The sequence below is a fragment of the Gordonia sp. PP30 genome (assembly GCF_023100845.1).
Taxonomy (GTDB): domain Bacteria; phylum Actinomycetota; class Actinomycetes; order Mycobacteriales; family Mycobacteriaceae; genus Gordonia.
In genome coordinates, this window is sequence record NZ_CP095864.1 from 179,367 (window position 1) to 199,914 (window position 20,548).

Sequence of the window (20,548 nt, forward strand, 5' to 3'; positions counted from 1 at the left end):
CCTCCCTCCTCCGCCTTGCCAGCCGCCCATCTGACTCCCGGCAACCATTCAACAATTTTCCACACGCGACACCGGCGATGCCCCTGTGCCGGGTGACGGTGTGCGGCGTCAGATGTCCTTGCCGGACCAGTTGGCGACGGCCCAGATCACGATGATGTCGAGGGCGATCAGGATGACCGACCACCACGGGGTGTACGGCAGCCACAGGAAGTTCGCGATGATCGACAGGCAGGCGATGATGATCGCGCAGACCCGGGCCCAGGTGGTGGCCATGAACATGCCGACCGCCACGATCACCGCGATGATGCCCAGGACGATGTGGATCCAGCCCCAGGTGGTCAGGTTGAAGCCGTAGATGTAGTCGCCGACCCGCACGATCGCGATGTCGTCGTTCGCCACCGCGGCGATGCCCTGGAAGAAGCCGAGGACGCCGACCACCAGGAGCAGGGCGGCGGCCGCCCACGTGATGCCACCGGCCCAGGGGTTGTCGGGCTTGCTTTCCGCGGCGTGTGCGGGAGTGCTGTAGTTCTCTGTCATACGTCGTGACTAGCACGCGCACCTGCGGCGACGGGCACGATTGGGCCGTGTTGTCGCGAAATCACTGTTGTAGGGTGAGCCCATGCCGAACAATCCCGCCGGATCCGCCGCGCCGCTGCCGATCCTGCTGCTCAACGGGCCCAACCTGAACACGCTCGGCATCCGGCAGCCGGAGGTCTACGGTACGGCCACGCTCGACGACGTCGTCGCGCTCGCCGAGGCCACCGCCGCCGAATTCGGCTTCGGCGTGCGGGCGCTGCAGACCAATCACGAGGGCGAGATGATCGACGCGATTCACGCCGCCCGCGGGCAGGTCTCCGGCATCGTCATCAACCCCGCGGCGTGGACCCACACCTCGGTCGCGCTGGCCGACGCGCTGGTGATCCCGGAGGTGCCGATCGTCGAGGTGCATCTGAGCAATGTGCACCGGCGTGAGCCGTTCCGGCACCACTCCTATGTGTCGCCGATCGCCGCGGCGGTGATCGCCGGTTGCGGCATCGCCGGATACGAGTACGCGGTCCGGCAGGTGGTGACGCTCGTCTCCTGATGCCGGGTTCGGTGCGCCCGCCGCGTAGGGTGGAGTCATCGGCGCCCGTTGATTCGTGGCGCCGGGCGTCGTAGAACGCTCCAGATCGCGGCCGAGGAATCCATTCCGGCGCGCCGATCGACGACTTTCCTGCGGCGAACGGATACGCACACCTGCGTGTTCGCCACCCGACTCCCTCTGTGAGCCTGCGTTTCCGCGCGCCCTGTGCGCCGCGGTGGCGTCGCGGCTGTGCCCGGGGGTCCCTAGCCGTGAAGGCTGAACAAAATGACTACTTTCGCTGACCTGGGCGTGCCCGCCCCGATCGTCGCGGCCCTGGCCGCCGACGGCAAGACCGCCGCGTTCCCGATTCAGGAGCGCACCCTCCCCGACAGCCTGACCGGGCGTGACGTGCTCGGCCGCGGCAAGACCGGCTCCGGCAAGACGCTGGCCTTCGCCATTCCGATGGTGACGCGCTTGGCCGCGCTCGGAGTCGCTCGCAAGCCCGGCCGTCCGACCGGTCTGGTGCTGGCGCCGACCCGCGAACTGGCTACCCAGATCGCCACCGCGATGACCCCGATGGCCCAGGCCATGGGTTTGAAGGTGACCACCGTCTTCGGCGGCGTCAAGCAGGCCGGCCAGGAGCGCGCCCTGCGCGGCGGCGTCGACATCGTCGTCGCCTGCCCGGGCCGCCTGGAAGACCTGATGAGCCAGCGCATCGTCAGCCTCGACGACGTGAAGATCGTCGTGCTCGACGAGGCCGACCACATGGCCGACCTGGGCTTCCTCCCCGGTGTGACGCGGATCCTCAAGGCCACCCCGGCCGGTGGGCAGCGCATGCTGTTCTCCGCGACGCTCGACAACGGCGTCGACAAGCTGGTGAAGCGGTTCCTGTCGAACCCGGTGACGCACTCGCTCGAGGAGGCCACCAGCCCCGTCGAGAAGATGACGCATCACGTGTTCGAGGTCCGCTCGGCCGCCGAGAAGAACGATCTGGTGCAGACGCTCGCGTCCGGCACCGGCCGCCGCATCCTGTTCATGCGCACCAAGCACCAGGCCAAGAAGCTCGCCAAGAAGCTGACCGCCGCCGGCATCCCGGCCGTCGACCTGCACGGCAACCTGTCGCAGAATCAGCGCGACCGGAACCTGGCGTCGTTCTCGGCCGATGACGGCGCCCGCGTCCTGGTCGCCACCGACGTCGCCGCCCGCGGCGTGCACGTCGACGGCGTGGAGCTGGTGGTGCACGTGGACCCGCCGGCCGAGCACAAGGCCTTCCTGCATCGTTCGGGTCGTACCGCGCGGGCCGGCAGCGACGGCGACGTCGCGACCATCTGTCTGCCCGAGCAGCGTGCCGACCTGCGGAAGATGCTGCAGAAGGCGGCCATCAAGGTGACTCCGCAGCAGGTCACGGCGTCGTCCGCGGCCGTCGACGAACTGGTCGGCGAGCGCGCTCCCTACCGTGAGCCCGCCCCGGCTCCGGCCCCGCAACAGCAGCAGCCGCGCAAGCGCTCGGGCTCCGGCTCCGGTGGCGGCCAGGCCCGGTCGGGCCGCGGCGGCGGCCAGGGCCGCGGTGGCCGCGGCTCGGGCGCCGGTGCGCGTTCGGGTTCGGGCTCCGGCTCGGGTGCGTCGGGTGGCCGCGGCCGCAGCGGCGGTGCGCGTCGCAGCGAGAGCGGCGAGTCGTCCCGGGTGATGTACACGTCGTCGTCTTCGGCGTCGTCCTCGCGGAACGAGGGCGCGGCTCCGGCCCAGCGCCGTCGCCGTTCCGCCCGCCGCCCCGCGGGTGCCCCCACCTCCCGCTGACCTCCGGCGGCGCGCTCGGCATCGGCCGGGCCGTCGGTTCTCGGTCTCGGAGTGTGCGCGCTCGGCGTGACCCTACCGTGGCGTATCCGCCACCGATCTACAGATCGGGGGCGGATTTGTCCAGGTCGACCGGTGGGCCCGAGTTCCTACGTCACAGTAGGGTCAGCCCGCGGCCGACGGGCGGATCTCCGGCGCAGCTCCGCTTGCCCGACTGCGCGTCGGCACCGGATTCGTGACAGCCGTCAACAGCCGCGTCATCCGCGACCGACCCGGATGTGTTCGGCCGTCTCGTTCGCTGCCGGTCCGGCCGGGTCAGCGACGACTCAGGGCCTCGTTCACGGCCGTCCGCATGGAGCCCTCCCACAGGTGGCCGTGGCCGGGGAGGAGGAGGGTGGCGTCGGTGACGGCGATGGCCTCCAGCGACTCGGCGCCCTGGTCCGGGTCGTGGGTGAAGATCGGGCCCAGACACTGCGGCCCGCTGTGCGAGGTGATCGGGTGGCCGCTGATCAGCGCGTCGCCGGAGACCACGGCCTCGCCCTCGGCCACCAGGTAGGCGCTGTGCCCGCGGGTGTGGCCGGGGGTCGGGATCGCGACCGGGTTGCCGGGCAGTGCGCGAAGTCCGCTGAACGGCGCGGCGTCGTCGACGCCGGACTTGCTCAGCGCCCCGAGCGGAATGATCTGGCTGAGCCAGCGCAGGACCCGCGGCTGCCAGGCGATCGGGGCCAGGCTCGCGGCGTCGGCCTGCTCCAGATACTCGCGCCGGGCGTGCGCCACCTCGTCGGCGTGCGCGTAGACGTCGAACGTGTACTTCTGCCGCAGCTTCACCAGGCCGCCGAGGTGGTCGACGTGCGCGTGGGTCAGCAGTGCGGCGCGGATCTCCTCACCGGCGCTGCCGACCCGGCGCAACGACTCCAGCACGGCGCCCGCGTGCCCCGGGTAGCCGCCGTCGATCAGCGTCACACCGGCGTCGGACTGCAGGATCACCCAGTTCACGGTCCCGGTGGAGACGAAATGCGTGGTGCTGGCCCGGCTCGTCAACGTGTCGATCTGCATGTCCATGCCGGTTTCTCCCCTACTTCGGCGGCGTGTGACGGACGACGAGCACGAACGGCCCCACCTCGGTCACCGTATACGCCGGGTCGGCGAACACGGCGGGATCGAAGGTGACGGTGTACCGCTTGATGTTCGGGTCGTTCGGATAGACGTCCTTGGCCAGCCGCAGCGTGTAGCCGTCCGCGCTGTAGCGGAACAGGAAGACGTTCGGCGGCGGCCACGGGCTGTGGCGGAGTTTCTCGGCGAACTCCTCCGGCGTCGTCGACTGCGACCAGCGCTCGATGGTCGCCGCGCGGGCCTCGAAATCGGCGAGCGGATTGGCATAGTGCGAGGTCAAGCCCTGGAAACCCCAGTACGGGTACACCGAAAGGAAGCTGTAGTCCGCGGTCAGCACGACGTTCTCGGTGGCCGGCCGCCCGGTCTGCTCGCGGATCAGCCGGTGCAGTTGCGGGTAGTAGCTCTCCGCGCCCGCTGGCCGGTGGTCGGCGCGGACGCCGGCCCCGTCGGTGTCGGTGTAGGCGATGGTGATGTCGCCCGACATCGACGACGGCAACTGCTGGGCCACCGCGACGGCGGCGACCGCGGCCAGCACCCCGATCGCGGTGCGGATGTCGCCGAAGCGCCCGACGGCCGCGCGGGAGAGTTCGACGACGGCGAAGACACCGGCCGCGGCGAGGATCCCCGCGGTCACCGCCTCCAGCCGGAACGACAGCAGGGTGCTCCCGACCGCGGTCCGCGCCAGCGAGGCCAGCGTCAGGATCACGACCCCCACCAGCGTGGTCGCCATCGCGAACGCGATGGTGCGCTGCCGCATGCGGATCAGCACCCAGACCAGTCCGGCCAGGGTCAGGAGCCCGATCAGGCTCACCTGGAACATGGGCAGCGGCAGGTACGACCCGTTCTCCGGAAGGTAGTGCTCGGCCGCACCGGACGACGACACCGTGCTGCCGGCCCGGGCCTTCAGATACGGGAACCAGAACAGTAGGGCGACGACGATCGCGATCAGGCCCATCGCGGCGAGGCGGCCCAGCACGCCCAGCATGCGGGCACGTCGTCGTGCCGACCGCACGGCGTCGTCGACGGCGGTGTTCCGGCTCTGCAGCCAGACCTGGATCAGATAGACCAAAGCCATCAGGACCGCGGCCCCGGCGAAGAGCGCGGTGTAGAGCGTGTAGACGGTCGCCGAGACGCCCAGGAACAGTCCGGCCGCGACCACCGAGAGCCAGCCGGTCTTACGCAGCGCCACCGGACCGTCCGCGAGACGACCCCCGGAGTCACGCGGCCCGCTCCCGGCGCCGCCGCGCAGCGCGACCGCCGTCACGACCAGCATCGGCACCCCGACCAGGATCAGGACCGCCGCGTACGGCTCCTGCGACGCGTAGTGCAGGGTCACCACGGTGACGGCGAGCCCGATCGCGGTGCCCACGCCGACGCCGACCATCCGGTTCCACAGCACCGTACCGAGGGCCGCGGCGGCGGCGATCGAGATGATCGCCCACGGCTTGTACGCCTCCCAGCCGGGCAACCCCATCACGTGGGCGTAGCGGCCGCCGAACCAGAACCAGGTGGCCGGGTAGTACGGCGGCAGGTCGAGGTAGGTCATGTCGTGCAGCCGGGGGCTGCTGGTGAGGCGCGTGAGGTATTCGGTGCGGAACTGCTGGTCGGAGGTGAGACCGGAGAGATACAGCTTGGTGGCGCCCAGCGGCATACCGAGGCTCACCGTCACCATGCCCGCGGCGGCGATCGAGCCGAGCCACGACGTCGCCAGCCGCCAGCCGCCCGACGCCGACCGGTACCGGTAGACGACGACGGCCACCACCGCGATCAGCACGCAGACGGCCTGGCCGAGCGTCGTGAGCGCCCGGGTCACGTTCGAGGTGTTGAACGCGGGCCAGCCGACCGCGGAGATCACCCGCAGCCCGGCCATCGCGACGGCCGTGCCCAGGATCACCGCGCCGGCGAGCTCGATCAGGTCACGGCTGCGTCGTCGCAGCGGCGACGACGCAGCCGGGCGCTCCGCTGCGATCGTCACGTCTAGACGGGAAGCTTGCGGAAGATCGGGCGCGGGACGTGCCGCAGCACCATCATGATGTAGCGGAACGGTCCGGGCACCCAGATGACCTCTTTGCCCTTGCCCACGGCGGCGACGACGCGCTGCGCGACGTCCTCCTTGTTGACCGTCAGCGGCGCCTCGGCGACATGCGCGGACAGCCGGGTGCGGACCTGGCCCGGCCGCACCACCAGGACGCGGATGCCCTCGGGGCGCAGGGCGTCGCCCAGGCCGAGGTAGAAGCCGTCGAGCCCGGCCTTGGTGGAGCCGTAGACGAAGTTCGAACGGCGCACCCGCTCACCCGCGACCGAGCTCATCGCCACGATCTGCCCGTGACCCTGCGCGCGCATCCGCTCGCCGAGCAGCACGCCGACCGAGACGGCGGCGGTGTAGTTGATGTCGGCCTCCAGGACGGCCAGCTTCTGGTTCTGCCAGGCCTCCTCGTCGTCGCCCTGGATGCCGAAGGCGACGATCGCGACATCGATGTCGCCACCGGCGAAGGCCGCGTCGATCACGGCCGGGTGCGATGCGGTGTCGAGGGCGTCGAAGTCGATCTGCTCGACGCTCGACGCTCCCGCGGCCGTCATCTGCTCGACGGCGGCCGCCGCGGCGGGGTCGTTCGGGACGGTCGCGAGCACGACGCGCATCGGGCCGCGGGAGAGGAACTCGGCGGTGATGGCCAGGCCGATCTCGGAGCTGCCGCCCAGGACGAGGATGGACTTCGGGACGCCGACGGCGTTGAACATTGATTCGCTCCCTGAGCTTGTCGAAGGGTGGGGTGGGAACGCAGTCGTTCCCCGAGCTGATTCGGAAGGCCTAGACGAGTTCGAGCCGGCGGCCCATGTCGGACACGAATACGCCGTCCGGGTCCACCCGGCGTCGTACCTCGATCCACTCGTCAATCCGCGGGTACATCGCGTGGAAGGTCTCGGCCGTGGTGCGCGAATCCTTCGCCGTGTACAGGCGCCCGCCGATCGACAGCACGCGCCGGTCGAGCTCGGAGACGAACTCGTGCAGCCCCTTCTTGATCGGGAAGTCGACGCAGATGTTCCAGCCCGGCATCGGGAAGCTCAGCGGCGCCTCGTTGCCCTTGCCGAACAGCTTGAACACGTTGAGGAAGCTGACGTGTCCGGACGCTTGGATGTCGTAGATGATGCCCTTGAACTCCTCGACGGCCTCCGGCGGCACGATGAACTGGTATTGCAGAAAACCCTTGTTCCCGTAGGCGCGGTTCCAGTTCCCGAACAGATCGAGCGGGTGATAGAACTGCGTCAGATTCTGGATCTTCCCGGTGTAGTTGCCGCCCATCCGGTAGTACGCCTCGCCGACCAGCGAGAAGTTGAACTTGTTGGCCAGCCCGTTCGGGAAGACGTCGGGGAAGTTGACCAGCGTGGGGGCGTCGAACTTCAGCGGATCCTTGGCGAGCTTGTCCGGCAGCTGGTCGAGCGTGGCGAGCGAGCCCCGCGAGAAAGTGCCCCGGCCGAGCTTCGGCGGCTTGCTGATCGCGTCGAACCAGCCCGAGCTGTAGGTGTAGTTGTCCTCCGAGCCGTCCATGTGCAGCGCGATGGTCTCGTCGAGGGTCTTGGTGACGGTGCCGTCGGCGATGAAGTACGCGGTCTCGGTGCGCGTCATCTTGATCTTGGCGCGCAGGATGATGCCGGTCAGGCCGATGCCGCCGACCGTCGCCCAGAAGATGGAGGCGTCGGGGTCGTCGGGCGAACCCTCGGGGCGCAGGGTGAGGATGTCGCCCGAGGCCACCAGCAGCTGCATCTCGGCGACGTGGTTGCCGAAGCTGCCCGAGCTGTGGTGGTTCTTGCCGTGGATGTCGCAGCCGATGGCGCCGCCGACGGTCACCTGGCGGGTGCCCGGCAGGACCGGCACCCACAGGCCGTGCGGCAGGGCGACGCGCATCAGGGTGTCCAGGTCCACGCCGGCGTCGACGTCGACGATCGCGGTGGCGTCATCGATCGAGTAGATGCGCGTGAGCTTGGTCATGTCGATCGTCAGACCGCCCGCGTTCTGCGCGTTCTCGCCGTACGAGCGGCCGAGGCCGCGGGCGATCACGCCGCGCTTCAGGTACGACGGCTTGTCCGCGTCCTCGTCGGCCACGCGGGCCACCGCCTGGGCGATGACCTCGGGATACGGGGTCGACAGCACATGCCCCTCGACGGGCATGGTGCGACCCCACCCCATCAGCTTGCGGGTCTCGATCGGGAGTACATCTGTGTTCGTCATCGAGGTAGAGAGTACCCGCCGGTACCTGTGGATCACCTGGGCTTGGCCGCAGGTGGAGCGGATACGCGGGAGGAGTCCGTACCCGGTGAATGTCTGCGGCGTCCGATACTGTCGTTTTCATCAAGTCGTCCGGATCCGCGCCGAGGAGGTATCGATGATCGTCGTGGGCTATGCGGCCGGAGCCTTCGGCCGGGTCTGTCTGGAGCAGGGCATCGTCGAAGCGCGCCTGCGCGACACCGAACTGCTGGTGATCAGCGCGGTGTCCGAGGTCCGCGGCCAGCGGATCGCCGACGCCGACGAGATCGCCGCGGTCACCGACCGGCTGATCGCGTCCGGGCTGCGGTACCGGATTCAGCAGCCGATCGGCGCCACCCCGGCCGAAGAACTGCTCGCCGCGATGGACCATCCCGACGCGGAGATGCTGGTCATCGGCATGCGGCGGCGTACCCAGGTCGGGAAACTCCTGCTCGGCAGCACCTCGCAGTATCTCCTGGTGTCGTGCCGGAAGCTGGTGCTGGTGGTGAAGCCGTCTGGGGAATCCGAGCGCCCCACCATCCCGCTGTCCGTCGACGACGTCCCCGAGCCGCGCCCGAAGGCCGGCGACGAGATCGAGCCGTAGCGGCCTACGCCGACCCAGAGTCCATGCTGCTCAAGAGCCCATGCTGCTCGAGAGTCCATGCTGATCGAGAGTCCATGCTGATCGAGCGGAGTCGAGATCACCGCCCGGGTTGAGATCTTCGCGAATCCGGGGTGCCTCGGACATATAGCCCGAGGCGCCCCCGGATCGTCGAAGATATCAGTCACGCGGGGCCGGTCAGCGCATGATCCGCTTCATGAACTGCGTCGAATCGGGAATCGAGGCGAGCACCGTGCCGGAATGATCCTCGCCCGGGTACACGTGGAACTCGACCGGCTGGCCCGCGGCCAGCATCTGCGCGTAGAGCGAGCCCGCGGACACGGCCGGGACGTCGGTGTCGAGCAGGCCCTGGCCGAGGAAGATCGGCCGGTCGTAGCCGGAGTACGGGGTGCTCATGTACTTCACCAGCGCGCCCTGCACGCCCGGGATCGAGGCCAGCGGGCGGCTGAACCACGAATTGATGCGCTCGCCCTGGACCACGTCGTGCATGCCGTCGTAGCAGGTGACCTCGGCCTTCTCCACGATCGCGCGGCCGTGCGGGGTGAGCACCGAGCCGACGTGCAGGTCGGGGCGGGCGTCGCTGAATCCGGCCAGGATGTACGACGCGTAGACGGTGAGGCCGCCGGGCAGCGCGACCGGCGGGAAGCCCGGTCCGGCCTGCCAGACGATGTGCTCGATGTTCGCCGGGGTACCGGTGGCGACGACGCCCCGGTAGTCCAGCCCGCTGCCGCGGGACAGTTCGGTGGCCCGGCGCGCCGCGTTCAGCGCCGCCCCGGCGCCCTGCGACTGCCCGACGATGGCCCACTTACGGGACAGCGGCAGACCCATCTGGTGCGCGGCCTTCACCGAATCGACCACCGAGTGCGCCGCGACGTCGCCGTTGAGATAGCTCATCAGCCCGGGCGTCCCCAGCCCGGCGTAGTCGGAGGCGACCACCACGTAGCCCTGCTTCAGCCAGTGGTTGAGGTACTGGGTGTCCCGGTCGGAGCGCGGGAGGGCCGACGGCGTGCAGTCGTCGCCGAGCCCGGTGGTCCCGTGCGCCCAGGCGATCACCGGATAGCCGCTCTTGGGTGCCGGTGTGCGTGGCACGAAGACCGCTCCGGTGCTGGTGGCGGGCTGCCCGTGCACGTTCTTGGTGGCGTACAGGATCCGGTACGACGATCCGGCCGCGCTCAGCGACACCGACGGGTCGAGCCGGGTCTTGGCGAGCAGGGTGCCCGGTGCGCCGATCGGGCCGGAGTAGTCGCGGGCGTCGAGCCCGGACCACACCGGCGTCGTCGTCGGCGCGGCCTGCGCCGGAGCGATCGCGAAGACGGCTGCGGCGGCGGTGGCGAGTGCCACAATGGCGATGCGAAGGGGCTGACGTCTCATGGTTCAGGAGAATAGGCCGTGAACGCGCGGTGTCCCCCCGATGGGGGCCATTTAGGTCCCGAATCGATGCAGAGACGTCCCGGATCGACCGTCGATTACTCTGACTGGGGTGTCCGACACCGAACTCCCGCAGCCCGGCGACCCCGAGGCGCACCTGCACCACGAGGACTTCACGACGCGGCACGCCCCGATGCCGATCGAGCTTCCGTTCGACGATGAGGAAGCCTCGACCGACGTCGATCTCAAGACACAGATCGTTCGCTTCATTCTGACCGGTGTCGGCTCCGGCATCCTCGATCTGGGCCTGACGCTGCTCCTGCAATACGGTGTGGGCGCGTCCGAGCCGCTGGCCAAGGCGGCCGGCTTCATCCTCGGCACCACGGTCGCGTACCTGATCAATCGCCGCTGGACCTTCCGCGCCGAGCCGTCCGCGGCCCGCTTCGCCGCGGTGGTCGTGCTGTATCTGGTGACTTTCGGCGTCAACGTCGGCCTGTACACGTGGCTGTCGGCCCTGTGGCCGACCACGGTCGTCTTCTCGATCCTGGCTTACGTGATCGCCCAGGGTGTCGCGACGGTGATCAACTTCGTCGTCCAGCGCGCGGTGATCTTCAAGATCAAGTAGCGCGGGTTCGCGCGGCCGAGCCGGTCGTGCCGGTCGTGCGGGGTTGAGCGTGCTGGTCGAGCGGAGTAGTCCACGATGGTCGAGCGGAGTCGAGACCTCTCAACGTCGGCGGTACCAGTTCCCAGGATGACGGGAGACCCGTCGACCGCCCCTTGAGCAGGGCGAGGCGCTAGCCGAGCCCGAGTCGAAAGGCCCTCCTGGAGATTTCGATTCGTCGATGCCGGAAGTCGCGACGGCGTTCACGCCAGTCGTGCGCCCGCGCGCCTCGCTCTGAGCGCTGCGCTCGAGATTCATCGAGACAACCCAGGCAGCGCGGGCGACGATGACCCCAACAACCCAGGCGGCAATTGGAATCAACACACAGACGATCCACCTCCGGAATCCGTGCAGCCCCCTCCCCCGCCGCAGCAGGTAGAGCCCGCACAGCCGCCCCCTGAGCCGGTGCAGCCACCTCCGCCTATGGAACCGACTCAGCCAAGTCCTGCGCCGCCCAGGGCGCCTGCGCAGCCGTCGGTGGACCCCGACGAATACTTCAGTGGTCGGTTGTTTGACCCGCGAGGCGATTTGAGTGAGTTCGGCATTTCGGACCTGATGTACCGTCTCGGGCGTGATGCCCCGCCCGAGTATCAGCGGCAGTTGTGGTGGATATTAGTGGCTCTTCGCCTTTCAGAGTGCGTTGATGTGTTCGGCGAGCTGACCGGAGTGCAGGAGGGATCGCAAGATGTAGTGGTCGAGGTTGCGGAAGCCCTGGGCGATTCCGCGGAGGTGTTCGAGGCGGCCGTTGATGGCTTCGACGGGTCCGTTGGAGACTCCGGTATCGAAGTAGGCCAGGATGTCGGCGCGGCGTTTCCAGAGACTTCGCCCGAGTTGGGCGAGTTCGGCTAGCCCGGCGGGGAGTCCGGTCTGGATGCGTTTGAGGACCTTCCACATCAGTTTCTTGCCCTCGCGGCGCTGCGGGTGCTGGTAGGCGGCGATCAGCTGCTGATACACCTGGTAGGTGATCTCGACCGCGACGTGCGCGTCATGGCTGGTCAGCGACTCGTACAACCGGATCTTCTGCTTGGCGGTGAGCAACCCGGTACGGGTGTGCAGGATCCGGCGGATCGTGTACAACGGGTCACCGGCGCGTCCGCGGTGCCCGCATGTCTGCTGCTGAACGCGTTGGCGGCACAGATCGAGCTTGTTTCCGGCCAGCGCGACGACGTGGAACGGGTCCATCACGACCCGGGCGGCGGGGAGTTCCTGGCTGGTGGCGGTCTTGTAGCCGGTGAATCCGTCCATGGCCACGACTGTGATCCGGTCGCGGAATCGCTGGTCACGAGTGTTCATCCAGTCTTTGAGGACCTGCGCTGACCGGCCGCCGATCATGTCCAGCAGCCGAGCCGGGCCGGTGCCCTCGACCACGGGCGTCAAGTCGATCAGAACGGTCACGAAGCTCGGGTCTCCTTGTCCGCGAACGTGTTTCCACTTGTGCTCATCGACGCCCAGGTGCCGTACACCGTCGAGGTGGCCGCCGTCGTAGACCAGGGCCCGGGCCGCACTCACGGCGATCGCGTTGACTGTCTTCCACGCCAGGCCCAGCGCTGTGGCCACCGCTTTCACGCTCATCTTGTCGATCGCGATGCGTTGCAGGATCCAGCGTGTGGTCCGGGCGGTGACCACGGCCCGGGGCGCGGCGACATGATCGATCCCGCCGCGGAAGATCGTTCGTGGGCAGTCGCTGGTACGGCACACGAACCGGGGCACCGCGACATGCAGAACAACAGGATGGCCGCTGATCGGCACATCAGTGAGCACGCGGTCGGCGTGATCACGCAGGTCGCCGGCGATCTGACAGCCCGGACAATGCCGATCGGCCTGCAGCACCCGGCACCACAAGTGCGTGCGGCCGCGGGCATCGACAGCGGCGCCGGTGATCGTCACCCCCAGCTCGACGGTTCGGCAGATCGTGTCAGCAACATCGGCAGTAAGCTCGCTCATGGGTCCTGTGGCGTGAAAATGGGTGTGTAGGAACTTCCATCTTCACACCCAGGACCCGCCTACATCTTGTGCCCACGCCCGGTCAGCCCAGATCCCACCTACGCACTCTCAGAGTTGAAGAGCCATATTAGTCGCCGTAGAACCAATAATCGAAGCCGCGGTAATCGAATTCCTGACCTACTTGATCGCGGCATTCGGCATGCTCTGGGTGATGACGCATCTGACAGATGTGAATGCGATGATATTAGACAGCGTACGAGGCGCTGCACTGATATCGAATAAGATCGCCGAAATTGTCTCGAGGTACCTTTCTGAAAATCGTAATACACCAGATGTGGACCGAATTAGGGGGATAGTTGATAAACTTCCGAAGGGTAGCGCAAAGAATCCTAAGAAGGGTAACCGGGAGGTTCCGACCGACGAAGCTATGCAACGGCTGTTCGACGAGATTTCTGAGGGTGGCGAGACTGTGAGAGTGGGAAATTACCCGGGAAGGCAGGTCAGAATGCCAGATGGAACTCTCGTGCAGATGCGGGAAGACTCTTCGAGCGGTGGGCGTGCAATTGACATCAATTGCCCAGATGGATTCGAACAGAAAATTCATCTCCCGAAGAAGTAGGTTGCCATGTCGAAGCAATTATCTAAAATTCAAGAAGAGATACTCTGGTACGGCCTCTCCGACGGCTGTGACGATTGGGTTCCGATTCAGTCGCTATACTCGGCGACCCAAGTCTGCCTTGGAACTCGAAATTTTGACGCAGTCACGTTTCTCGGTGATGTGGTCGGCTATATAGCGAGTGAGGGCATAGCGCTTGGTGGTGCGGTGACTCAAGGAGAGGGATTCATTCCTTGGGCACTGAACCGCAGAGACCAGGAAGCTCGACTGCGGAAGTACATCTCCGACCATCCCGCACCCTTCGATGGCGGATACGACGTCTGGTTCGTGGTCAGTGCGATGGGTGGGCAGCAGATGCTCGACTACTGGGACGCCCAGGACAAGTCCTGAACCGTGATCCACCGACGTTGGTTTCTCGTATATGAGTTTCTGTTTTCTCGGGGAGATTCGGTTTGTGGGCTCTTCGAGCTTATCCGGGCAATCTCAGCAGTGAGTCTGGATGCTGGCCCGCTGTTTGCGGGTGCAGTGGAAGCGTATCCGGCGTCGTGAGTTTTCGAGGTTCCGGAACCCGCACGCGGCGCGTTTCACCTGTTTGACGAGCCGGTTGTAGCCTTCGGTGCGCGCGTTGGTGATCCCGGTGTCGAGGAACGCGGCGATTCCGGCCCACCAGGTCTCGATCGTGGAGGCGAGCTTGGTGACCTCGGGCATGTTCACCTCGGCACATAGGTCGTAGAACCGGTACAGCTTATGGCGCAACCGATGACGGTCGGGCTGGCAGCGGGCGAGCGCCAGCAGCACACGCAGTTCCTCTTTCACGATGTAGGCGGCCAGGACCTCGTTCCCAGGATCGTTGGCGCGCAACGCATCCCACATCTTCTTGTAGTTCTTCTCGGAGAGGCGTTCGCGGGCGGTGAGCAGGCGCCGACGGTTGGCCCACTCCGGGTCGACTGCCCGGCCCCGGCGGCCGCGCCGTTCCCAGGTGACTCGACGACGGACCGCGGTCACCATGTCATTGGCGAGTTTGATCAGGTGGAAGTGATCGACGACCACCTGCGCATCGGGCAATGCCTGGGCAACCGCGGCGGCGTAGGCGGCACACGGGTCGATCGCCACATGGGTGATCGAAGCCCGGAACGCCGCGGGTTGGGCGTTGAGCCAGTCGGCGACCGCGGCCGAGGTGCGGCCGGTGGTCTGTCCTAACAGGCCCTGGACGCCGTCGAGGTCGACGAAGCCGGTGTCCCACGGGTCGACCCGGTACCAGCGACCATCTGAACTGCGTTTCCAGCGGGGCCGGCCTCGGCGGGTCTCATCGATCCCCAGCATCCGCACCGGCTCAGGCGCGTCGAGGACCTCGTCGGCGACCTCGCAGAACGCGGTGTGCGCGGTCGGCCACGACACCTTGTGTTCGGCGGCGACCTCGGCCACCGACCGGGCGTGCTCGCCGACCGACAACCCGATCTGACGGCGCAGCCTGCTGGTGGTGCGCCGGCGGGCCGGGATCTGTTCGATGGCCTCGGTGAACGACGCGCGCTTGCACTCGGGGTTGCGGCACCGCCAGCGGATCTTGTTCCACCGCAACACGATCGGATCGGTGCCGTACCCGATATCGCGGGGTGTGGTGACCGCTCGGTCTTTCACCGACCGTGACTTGTGGCCGCAGTCCGGGCAGCACGCTGCCCGCGGATCGGCGGTCACGACATCCACGACACGAGTGCGATCGGCGAGGATGTCCACCCCGACGACCTGCACACCTTCCAGACCCAGCAACAACGACGTAAGCTCGGACACGGCCCCTGCTCCTTCGCTTCTTGAATGCTTCGCAACATCCAGAATCACGAAGGTCAGGGGCCTTTCACGTCAACGACACGGCACAGTCCCGACCAGGACTGCCCGCTCAAGCTCGAAGAGCCGGTTTGTGGGCAGGGGTGATTTCCCGGTCTTGGTTCCGGGCGTTTCACTGGGGTTCCTTGGTTGCGCCGGTGAGGCTGGGCGGTCAGGGCGTTGCCGGGGTTGGTGAAGGACTGATTGCGTTGTTCCACAACAACATCCAGTGTTGTTGCCATGGCCAGTCCCGGGGGTAGGTGCAGGTGGATCAATGAGTACGTACGGATTGGTGATTGTGGCCGACGTCCCCGATGTCGAGGCCGGGGAACGGCTGGGGGAGCACATCGCCCGGTTCCTTGCCGATCGGCCGGGGTACGGCGAGGGTGTCGTCTATGAGGTCGAGGAGACCGACGAGGGTGCCCGCCTGTCGATGAATGGGCAGGGCGTGGTCGCCGATCATAAGGAGGCGTCGTTCTTCACCGACGCGCCGGTGGGGCGGGCGGTGATCTGTGAGGACGGTGACGAGTACGGCGTCGTCTTCCAGGTGTGGAAGCTCGATCCGGCCGGCAGCGAGTGCGTATATCGCGCTTACGTGCAGGATCCGGAATTGGATCCGGAGCCGTCGACGGCGGCGCGGTCCATCACCGGCACCGAGGCCGCCGCCGCTGCCGCGGCGTTGTATGGGGCGGACCCCCAACGATTGCTGGCGCTGGAAGCGGATCCGTCGCCGGTGGTCGATCAGCTGGGCATCATCGGGAGCCCGTTCGATCCCTGGCTGAAGATCTTCGATCGGGAGTGGCCGGAGATCTGAGCCGGGACGGTGCATCCGCGACATTCGGATCGTCGCCGCGACATCGGGAGAGGAAGCGACGACCGCGGTTGCCGCTTCCCCGCTGAGTGTCGCTTCCCGGCGGGGAGTGTCGCGGGTGTCGGGGGTGTCGGGGCGGCGTTGTCAGGCGGACTTCGCGATGATGTTCTCGCCGTACCAGTTCAGGTGCTCGATCTTCTTCGCCAGCGGCTCGGTGTCCGGACCCATGATGTAGGGGAGGCGGAAGCCGACGATGACGTCGGTGATGCCCTTGTCTTCCAGGCGCTTCACGCCGTCGACGGTGTAGGCGTCCATGGAGATGACGTGGATCTCGAACGGGTCGTCGGCCTTGCCCTCCGCCGTGCGGATCGCGCTGATCCGGGCGAGCAGGTCGTCGAGTTCCTCGGCCGGGCCGCCGCCGTGCATCCAGCCGTCGCCGCGGATCACGGCGCGTCGCAGGGCGGCGTCGGCGTGGCCGCCGACCAGCAGCGGGATGGGCTCGGTGGGGGCGGGTGACATCTTCACCTTGGGGATGTCGTAGAACTCGCCGTGGAACTCGAAGTAGTCGCCGCTGGTCAGGCCCCGGATGATGTCCATGCATTCGTCCATCCGCTTGCCGCGGCGAGCGAAATCGACGCCCATGATGTCGTAGTCCTCCGGCCACGGACTGGTGCCGACGCCGAGGCCGAGACGATTCCCGGTCAGACACGCGACGGACGACGCCTGCTTGGCGACCAGCGCAGGTGGCCGGACCGGCAGTTTCAGCACGAACGGCAGGAACCGCAGGGTCGTGGTCACCGCGCCGAGTGCCGCGGCCTGGATGAAGGTCTCGATGAAGTCCTTGCCCTCCAAGAATTCGCGGTTCCCGTCGGGCGTGTAGGGGTACTTCGCGTCGGAGACCTCGGGATAGGCGAGCGAATCGGGGATCGTCATCCCCGAGAAGCCCGCCGCCTCCGCGGCCTGGGCGAGCGGTGCGTAGTAGGCGGGGTCGGTCATCGCCTCGGCGAACGTAAAACGCATGCCTTCAGACTAGAACACGTTCTAGTTAGGTGGGAAGGATACCGAAAGGGGGATGGACTTCCGCAGAACATCGGCCGTCTCCGCGGTGCGGGCGGCGATATGCCCTCGGCGGCGCTGAGGAGGCCGGTGTTCTGCGAGAGGGGGCCGTCTCAACGGGTGACGGAGAACGACGTGCAGCCGGTGTAAGGCACGGTTCCGGTCAGGCGGGACATGCCGGTGGTGAAGGGGCCGTCGACCAGCAGCGGCACCATCTGGTACCCGCTCGGCTGATCGATCCAGCGGGTCCCGGTGAGGGTCAGTGTGTCGCCGATCCGCACGCCGTACATCTCGTACGACCCACGCGCCACCGTCGGATTGCTCCCGGTCGGGCCGAATTCGAAGGTGGCGCGGATGGTGCGGTCGCCGCCGTCGCGGAACGTCAGCTTCAGGGCGCTCTCGCCCTGGTTGCAGGTGTACGTGCCGGTCCAGGCGCCGTCGAGCGCGGCGAGCGAGGCGCCGGCCGCCGAGGTGGTGGCCGACGAGGTCACGCTCGACGTCGTCGTGCTCGATGACGGCGCCGACGAGGTGGCGCTGGAGGTCGCCGACGAGACGGCGACCGGAGCGGGAGAATCGCCGCCGCGATGGGTGACGTACAGGATCAGCCCGCCGACCAGCAGAATCACCAGCAGCACCGCGGCGACCACGCCGATGATGAGGCCGATCTTGCGATCGGGCGGGCCACCGTCACCGCCGGGCGGCGGCCCGCCCTGACCGGGACCGGACGGCGGCGAGAACGACGCCGCGGCGGCCGCGGCCGCGTACTCGGCGGCGTAGTCGCCCGGGGCCATCGCCCGGGTCGGCGGGCGTACGAGGGGCCCCGCGATGTCGGCGGTCACCGCCTCCGGTACGACCCCCCGCAGCGCCGCGGCGAACGCGGTGCTCGACTCGAAACGCTGTGCCGGGTCCTTCGCCATCGCCCGGGTGATCGCCGCATCGACGTACGGCGGCAGGCCGGGGACCAGCATCGACGGCGGCGCGACGGTCTCGGTCATGTGGGCGCGCATCATGTCGGCGGCCGGCCGATCGCCGAACGGCGGGTAGCCGGTGATCAGGTGATAGGCCGTGCACGCCAGCGAATACTGGTCGGCGCGGTCGTCGACGCGCGGCGCGGACAGTCCCTCCGGGGCCAGGTACCAGAGCGTCCCGACGGCGTGCCCGCTCTGCGTCAGCCGCGTCCGGTCGGGCCCGGTCGCGACGCCGAAGTCGGCGAGCTTCACCGCGGCCGGCCCGGTCATGCCGTTCTGCACCAGGATGTTCGCGGGCTTCACGTCGCGGTGCGTGAGGCGCTGGGTGGCCCAGGCGTAGTCGAGCGCCGCGGCGACCCCGGTGACGATGTCATCGACCTGCGCGAGCGGCAGGCGCCGGTAGCGGTCGAGCAGGGTCGCGGCGTCGGGCCCGTCGATGAACTCCATCGTCAGCCACAGCCGGCCCTCGGAACGACCGCTCGCGTACGCGTGCACGATGTTCGGGTGGTTCAGCTTCGACAGCACGTCGGCTTCCCGCTCGAAGCGCGCCCGGAAGACGTCGTCGACGCTCAGATCGGCGGCGACCAGCTTGAGCGCCTCCTGCCGCGGCAGGCGCGGATTCTGCACCAGGTACACGCTGCCCATGCCGCCCTGCCCGAGCGGCCGCAGCACTCGGTAGCCGGCGATCATCTGGTCCATCGTGTCCCTAACGCGTCAGTGCCCGGGCGGGGAGAAGCGTTCCTGGCGGCCCAGCCTGCGCAGTCGCATCCACTCGCGGAAACCCGCGAGATCCCGCTGCTGTACCAGGAAATACCAAGCGAACCGCGCGTACTCCTGGGGAAGGAGTTTACGCATGCCGGGCTGGCTCATCAGGTATCCGCGGTTGCGGTAGGTGAAGAACCGCTTGGTCTCGTTGTCCGGGTACTGCGTGTGCATCCGGCCGCCGAGGATCGGCCGGAACTCGTCGCTGCCGTCCGGATGCAGGTACGCGGTGGTCAGGCAGGTGCCGAAGGCCACGCCCGACCGGGCCAGACGACGATGCATCTCCACCTCGTCGCCGCGCACGAACAGCCGCAGATCCGGGACGCCGATCCGGTCGAGCGTGGACGCCGCGAACAGCGCCCCGTTCATCAGCGACGCGATCGACGGCAGCAGATCCTCCGACGAGTCCTCCGTCTCGGTGAACAGCTCCGAACGGCGGCGGCGCCACACCAGTCCCCGCCGCAGCGGGAACGCCAGCGCATCCGGTTCGTCGATGTTCACGACGACCGGCGAGACCTCCCCGAGTCCGTGCCGGACGGCGCAGTCCAGGAGCGTCGAGAGCACCTGCGGACCCTCCGGGCGGCCGTCGTCGTCGGCGCACCAGATCCAGTCGGCGCCCAGCGCCAGGGCGTGCAGCATGCCGAGGGCGAACCCGCCGGCCCCGCCCAGATTGTGCTGCGACGGCAGGTACGTGGCCGGGATCGACTGCGCGGCGACGAGCTCGCCGACCTCGGGCTCGGCGGCGTTGTCGACGACGATCAGGTGGTCGAGCGGCCGGTCCTGCGCGGACAGCACCGCCAGCGATTCGGCGAGCAGTTCCCGTCGCCGGTGGGTGACGACGACGCCGATCACACGGCCGGTGGCGGGCGCACTCACGCGCCGTCCCCCGGTCCCGCCTGCTCGGCGAGCACCTTGCGGACCTGTGCCGCGGCGTCGTCGCCCTGATACTGCTGCACCACTTCTTCGATGCCGCCGTCCATCCGGATCTGACCGTGGTCGATCCAGAGCGCGCGGTCGCACAGCTGCGCCAGGAACTCGTTGGAATGGCTGGCGAAGACCAGGATGCCGGATCGCTCGACGAGCGCCTGCAACCGCGTGCGGGCCTTCTTCATGAACTCGGCGTCGACCGCGCCGATACCCTCGTCGAGAATCAGGATCTCGGGATCGATACTGGTCACCACGCCGAGGGCGAGTCGTACCCGCATGCCGGTGGAGTAGGTGCGCAGCGGCATCTCGAGGTAGTCGCCCAGCTCGGAGAATTCGGCGATCTCGTCGGTCTTGGCCAGCATCTCCTTGCGCGACATGCCCAGGAACATGCCGCGGATCAGGATGTTCTCGTAGCCGGAGATCTCCGGGTCCATGCCGACGCCGAGATCGAAGACCGGCGCCACCCGGCCCTGGACGCGGCAGCTGCCGCGGGTGGGCTCGTAGATCCCGGACAGCAGGCGCAGCAGTGTCGACTTGCCCGCGCCGTTGTGCCCGACCAGCCCGACGCGGTCGCCGTGCTCCAGGTGCAGGTTGATGTCGCGGAGGGCCTCGACGACGACGGTGCGCGAGTTGTTGGAGCCGATCACCCCGCCGGCCGCGCCGATCACCGCCTTCTTCAGCGAGCGCGTCTTGGCGTCGAAGATCGGGAAGTCGACGCAGGCGTCCCAGGTGTCGACCCGGATCGGTCTGGACGTCGGATTGCCTTTGGCCACAGCGGG

At 67.9% G+C, this 20,548-nt stretch carries 19 protein-coding genes; 7 read left to right on the forward strand and 12 right to left on the reverse strand.

What is annotated here, in order from left to right; genetic code table 11:
• Window positions 1–108: 108 nt before the first annotated feature.
• Window positions 109–537 (reverse strand): DUF7144 family membrane protein, encoded by a 429-nt coding sequence (locus MYK68_RS00805; protein ID WP_247865739.1) that lies wholly within the window; start codon window positions 535–537, stop codon window positions 109–111.
• An 82-nt stretch (window positions 538–619) separates the two neighbouring features.
• Here MYK68_RS00805 and aroQ point away from each other — a divergent pair, with 82 nt between their 5' ends.
• The gene (gene aroQ / locus MYK68_RS00810; RefSeq protein WP_247865740.1) at window positions 620–1,084 is read left to right on the forward strand and encodes a type II 3-dehydroquinate dehydratase; all 465 of its coding nucleotides are present in this window, start codon (window positions 620–622) and stop codon (window positions 1,082–1,084) included.
• A gap of 264 nt (window positions 1,085–1,348) precedes the next feature.
• Window positions 1,349–2,860: a DEAD/DEAH box helicase gene (locus tag MYK68_RS00815; protein ID WP_247865741.1), complete on the forward strand. Its 1,512-nt coding sequence runs from the start codon at window positions 1,349–1,351 to the stop codon at window positions 2,858–2,860.
• Window positions 2,861–3,172: 312 nt separating this feature from the next.
• Here the strand turns inward: MYK68_RS00815 and MYK68_RS00820 are convergent, their stop codons facing one another.
• The 4 genes from MYK68_RS00820 to dprE1 form a co-directional block, all read right to left on the reverse strand.
• Entirely contained in the window at window positions 3,173–3,919 is a 747-nt protein-coding gene (locus MYK68_RS00820; protein WP_247865742.1) for an MBL fold metallo-hydrolase, read from the reverse strand.
• A gap of 13 nt (window positions 3,920–3,932) precedes the next feature.
• Window positions 3,933–5,840, reverse strand: coding sequence for an arabinofuranosyltransferase (locus tag MYK68_RS00825; protein ID WP_247868140.1), 1,908 nt, complete (start codon window positions 5,838–5,840; stop codon window positions 3,933–3,935).
• A 107-nt stretch (window positions 5,841–5,947) separates the two neighbouring features.
• On the reverse strand, window positions 5,948–6,709 hold the full coding sequence (dprE2, locus tag MYK68_RS00830) for a decaprenylphospho-beta-D-erythro-pentofuranosid-2-ulose 2-reductase (protein ID WP_247865743.1): 762 nt from the start codon (window positions 6,707–6,709) through the stop codon (window positions 5,948–5,950).
• 70 nt (window positions 6,710–6,779) lie between these two features.
• Window positions 6,780–8,198 carry a decaprenylphosphoryl-beta-D-ribose oxidase gene (dprE1, locus tag MYK68_RS00835; RefSeq protein WP_247865744.1) on the reverse strand — a complete coding sequence of 473 codons (1,419 nt, stop codon included), beginning with the start codon at window positions 8,196–8,198 and terminating at the stop codon, window positions 6,780–6,782.
• Between the two features lie 154 nt (window positions 8,199–8,352).
• Between dprE1 and MYK68_RS00840 the strand changes: the two genes are divergently transcribed.
• On the forward strand, window positions 8,353–8,817 hold the full coding sequence (locus MYK68_RS00840) for a universal stress protein (RefSeq protein WP_247865745.1): 465 nt from the start codon (window positions 8,353–8,355) through the stop codon (window positions 8,815–8,817).
• A gap of 195 nt (window positions 8,818–9,012) precedes the next feature.
• On the opposite strand, the gene MYK68_RS00845 is transcribed toward MYK68_RS00840, so the two are convergent.
• Window positions 9,013–10,206 (reverse strand): alpha/beta hydrolase family protein, encoded by a 1,194-nt coding sequence (locus MYK68_RS00845; protein ID WP_247865746.1) that lies wholly within the window; start codon window positions 10,204–10,206, stop codon window positions 9,013–9,015.
• Between the two features lie 190 nt (window positions 10,207–10,396).
• Here MYK68_RS00845 and MYK68_RS00850 point away from each other — a divergent pair, with 190 nt between their 5' ends.
• Entirely contained in the window at window positions 10,397–10,828 is a 432-nt protein-coding gene (locus MYK68_RS00850) for a GtrA family protein (RefSeq protein ID WP_247868141.1), read from the forward strand.
• A gap of 666 nt (window positions 10,829–11,494) precedes the next feature.
• Here the strand turns inward: MYK68_RS00850 and MYK68_RS00855 are convergent.
• On the reverse strand, window positions 11,495–12,808 hold the full coding sequence (locus tag MYK68_RS00855) for an ISL3 family transposase (RefSeq protein WP_247864711.1): 1,314 nt from the start codon (window positions 12,806–12,808) through the stop codon (window positions 11,495–11,497).
• Window positions 12,809–13,019: 211 nt separating this feature from the next.
• On the opposite strand from MYK68_RS00855, the gene MYK68_RS00860 reads away from it, so the two are divergent.
• Together MYK68_RS00860 and MYK68_RS00865 are read left to right on the forward strand one after the other, a co-directional pair.
• Complete coding sequence (locus MYK68_RS00860) at window positions 13,020–13,427, forward strand: hypothetical protein (protein ID WP_247865747.1); 408 nt, start codon at window positions 13,020–13,022, stop codon at window positions 13,425–13,427.
• Window positions 13,428–13,433: 6 nt separating this feature from the next.
• Window positions 13,434–13,814 carry a hypothetical protein gene (locus tag MYK68_RS00865; protein WP_247865748.1) on the forward strand — a complete coding sequence of 127 codons (381 nt, stop codon included), beginning with the start codon at window positions 13,434–13,436 and terminating at the stop codon, window positions 13,812–13,814.
• A gap of 93 nt (window positions 13,815–13,907) precedes the next feature.
• On the opposite strand, the gene MYK68_RS00870 is transcribed toward MYK68_RS00865, so the two are convergent.
• Complete coding sequence (locus MYK68_RS00870) at window positions 13,908–15,212, reverse strand: ISL3 family transposase (RefSeq protein ID WP_247865749.1); 1,305 nt, start codon at window positions 15,210–15,212, stop codon at window positions 13,908–13,910.
• Between the two features lie 307 nt (window positions 15,213–15,519).
• Here MYK68_RS00870 and MYK68_RS00875 point away from each other — a divergent pair, with 307 nt between their 5' ends.
• A complete protein-coding gene (locus MYK68_RS00875; protein WP_247865750.1) occupies window positions 15,520–16,059 on the forward strand; it encodes a hypothetical protein in 540 nt (179 codons plus the stop codon).
• Between the two features lie 141 nt (window positions 16,060–16,200).
• Here MYK68_RS00875 and MYK68_RS00880 read toward each other — a convergent pair whose 3' ends face one another.
• The 4 genes from MYK68_RS00880 to wzt form a co-directional block, all read right to left on the reverse strand.
• Window positions 16,201–17,076 (reverse strand): TIGR03619 family F420-dependent LLM class oxidoreductase, encoded by an 876-nt coding sequence (locus tag MYK68_RS00880; RefSeq protein WP_247865751.1) that lies wholly within the window; start codon window positions 17,074–17,076, stop codon window positions 16,201–16,203.
• Window positions 17,077–17,225: 149 nt separating this feature from the next.
• Window positions 17,226–18,779, reverse strand: a complete 1,554-nt coding sequence (locus MYK68_RS00885) for a serine/threonine-protein kinase (RefSeq protein ID WP_247865752.1) — start codon at window positions 18,777–18,779, stop codon at window positions 17,226–17,228.
• A 15-nt stretch (window positions 18,780–18,794) separates the two neighbouring features.
• Window positions 18,795–19,718 (reverse strand): galactofuranosyltransferase GlfT1, encoded by a 924-nt coding sequence (gene glfT1 / locus MYK68_RS00890; RefSeq protein WP_247865753.1) that lies wholly within the window; start codon window positions 19,716–19,718, stop codon window positions 18,795–18,797.
• Entirely contained in the window at window positions 19,715–20,542 is an 828-nt protein-coding gene (gene wzt / locus MYK68_RS00895; protein ID WP_247865754.1) for a galactan export ABC transporter ATP-binding subunit Wzt/RfbE, read from the reverse strand. Before wzt ends, glfT1 begins: the two co-directional genes overlap by 4 nt.
• Between the last annotated feature and the right edge of the window lie 6 nt (window positions 20,543–20,548).

Excerpts from the sequence above, each read along its gene's own strand:
- MYK68_RS00805 (WP_247865739.1), bottom strand. The coding sequence starts at position 537 with ATGACAGAGAACTACAGCACTCCCGCACACGCCGCGGAAAGCAAGCCC.
- aroQ (WP_247865740.1), top strand. The coding sequence starts at position 620 with ATGCCGAACAATCCCGCCGGATCCGCCGCGCCGCTGCCGATCCTGCTG.
- MYK68_RS00815 (WP_247865741.1), top strand. The coding sequence starts at position 1,349 with ATGACTACTTTCGCTGACCTGGGCGTGCCCGCCCCGATCGTCGCGGCC.
- MYK68_RS00820 (WP_247865742.1), bottom strand. The coding sequence starts at position 3,919 with ATGGACATGCAGATCGACACGTTGACGAGCCGGGCCAGCACCACGCAT.
- MYK68_RS00825 (WP_247868140.1), bottom strand. The coding sequence starts at position 5,840 with ATGGCCGGGCTGCGGGTGATCTCCGCGGTCGGCTGGCCCGCGTTCAAC.
- dprE2 (WP_247865743.1), bottom strand. The coding sequence starts at position 6,709 with ATGTTCAACGCCGTCGGCGTCCCGAAGTCCATCCTCGTCCTGGGCGGC.
- dprE1 (WP_247865744.1), bottom strand. The coding sequence starts at position 8,198 with ATGACGAACACAGATGTACTCCCGATCGAGACCCGCAAGCTGATGGGG.
- MYK68_RS00840 (WP_247865745.1), top strand. The coding sequence starts at position 8,353 with ATGATCGTCGTGGGCTATGCGGCCGGAGCCTTCGGCCGGGTCTGTCTG.
- MYK68_RS00845 (WP_247865746.1), bottom strand. The coding sequence starts at position 10,206 with ATGAGACGTCAGCCCCTTCGCATCGCCATTGTGGCACTCGCCACCGCC.
- MYK68_RS00850 (WP_247868141.1), top strand. The coding sequence starts at position 10,397 with ATGCCGATCGAGCTTCCGTTCGACGATGAGGAAGCCTCGACCGACGTC.
- MYK68_RS00855 (WP_247864711.1), bottom strand. The coding sequence starts at position 12,808 with ATGAGCGAGCTTACTGCCGATGTTGCTGACACGATCTGCCGAACCGTC.
- MYK68_RS00860 (WP_247865747.1), top strand. The coding sequence starts at position 13,020 with ATGACGCATCTGACAGATGTGAATGCGATGATATTAGACAGCGTACGA.
- MYK68_RS00865 (WP_247865748.1), top strand. The coding sequence starts at position 13,434 with ATGTCGAAGCAATTATCTAAAATTCAAGAAGAGATACTCTGGTACGGC.
- MYK68_RS00875 (WP_247865750.1), top strand. The coding sequence starts at position 15,520 with ATGAGTACGTACGGATTGGTGATTGTGGCCGACGTCCCCGATGTCGAG.
- MYK68_RS00880 (WP_247865751.1), bottom strand. The coding sequence starts at position 17,076 with ATGCGTTTTACGTTCGCCGAGGCGATGACCGACCCCGCCTACTACGCA.
- MYK68_RS00885 (WP_247865752.1), bottom strand. The coding sequence starts at position 18,779 with ATGGACCAGATGATCGCCGGCTACCGAGTGCTGCGGCCGCTCGGGCAG.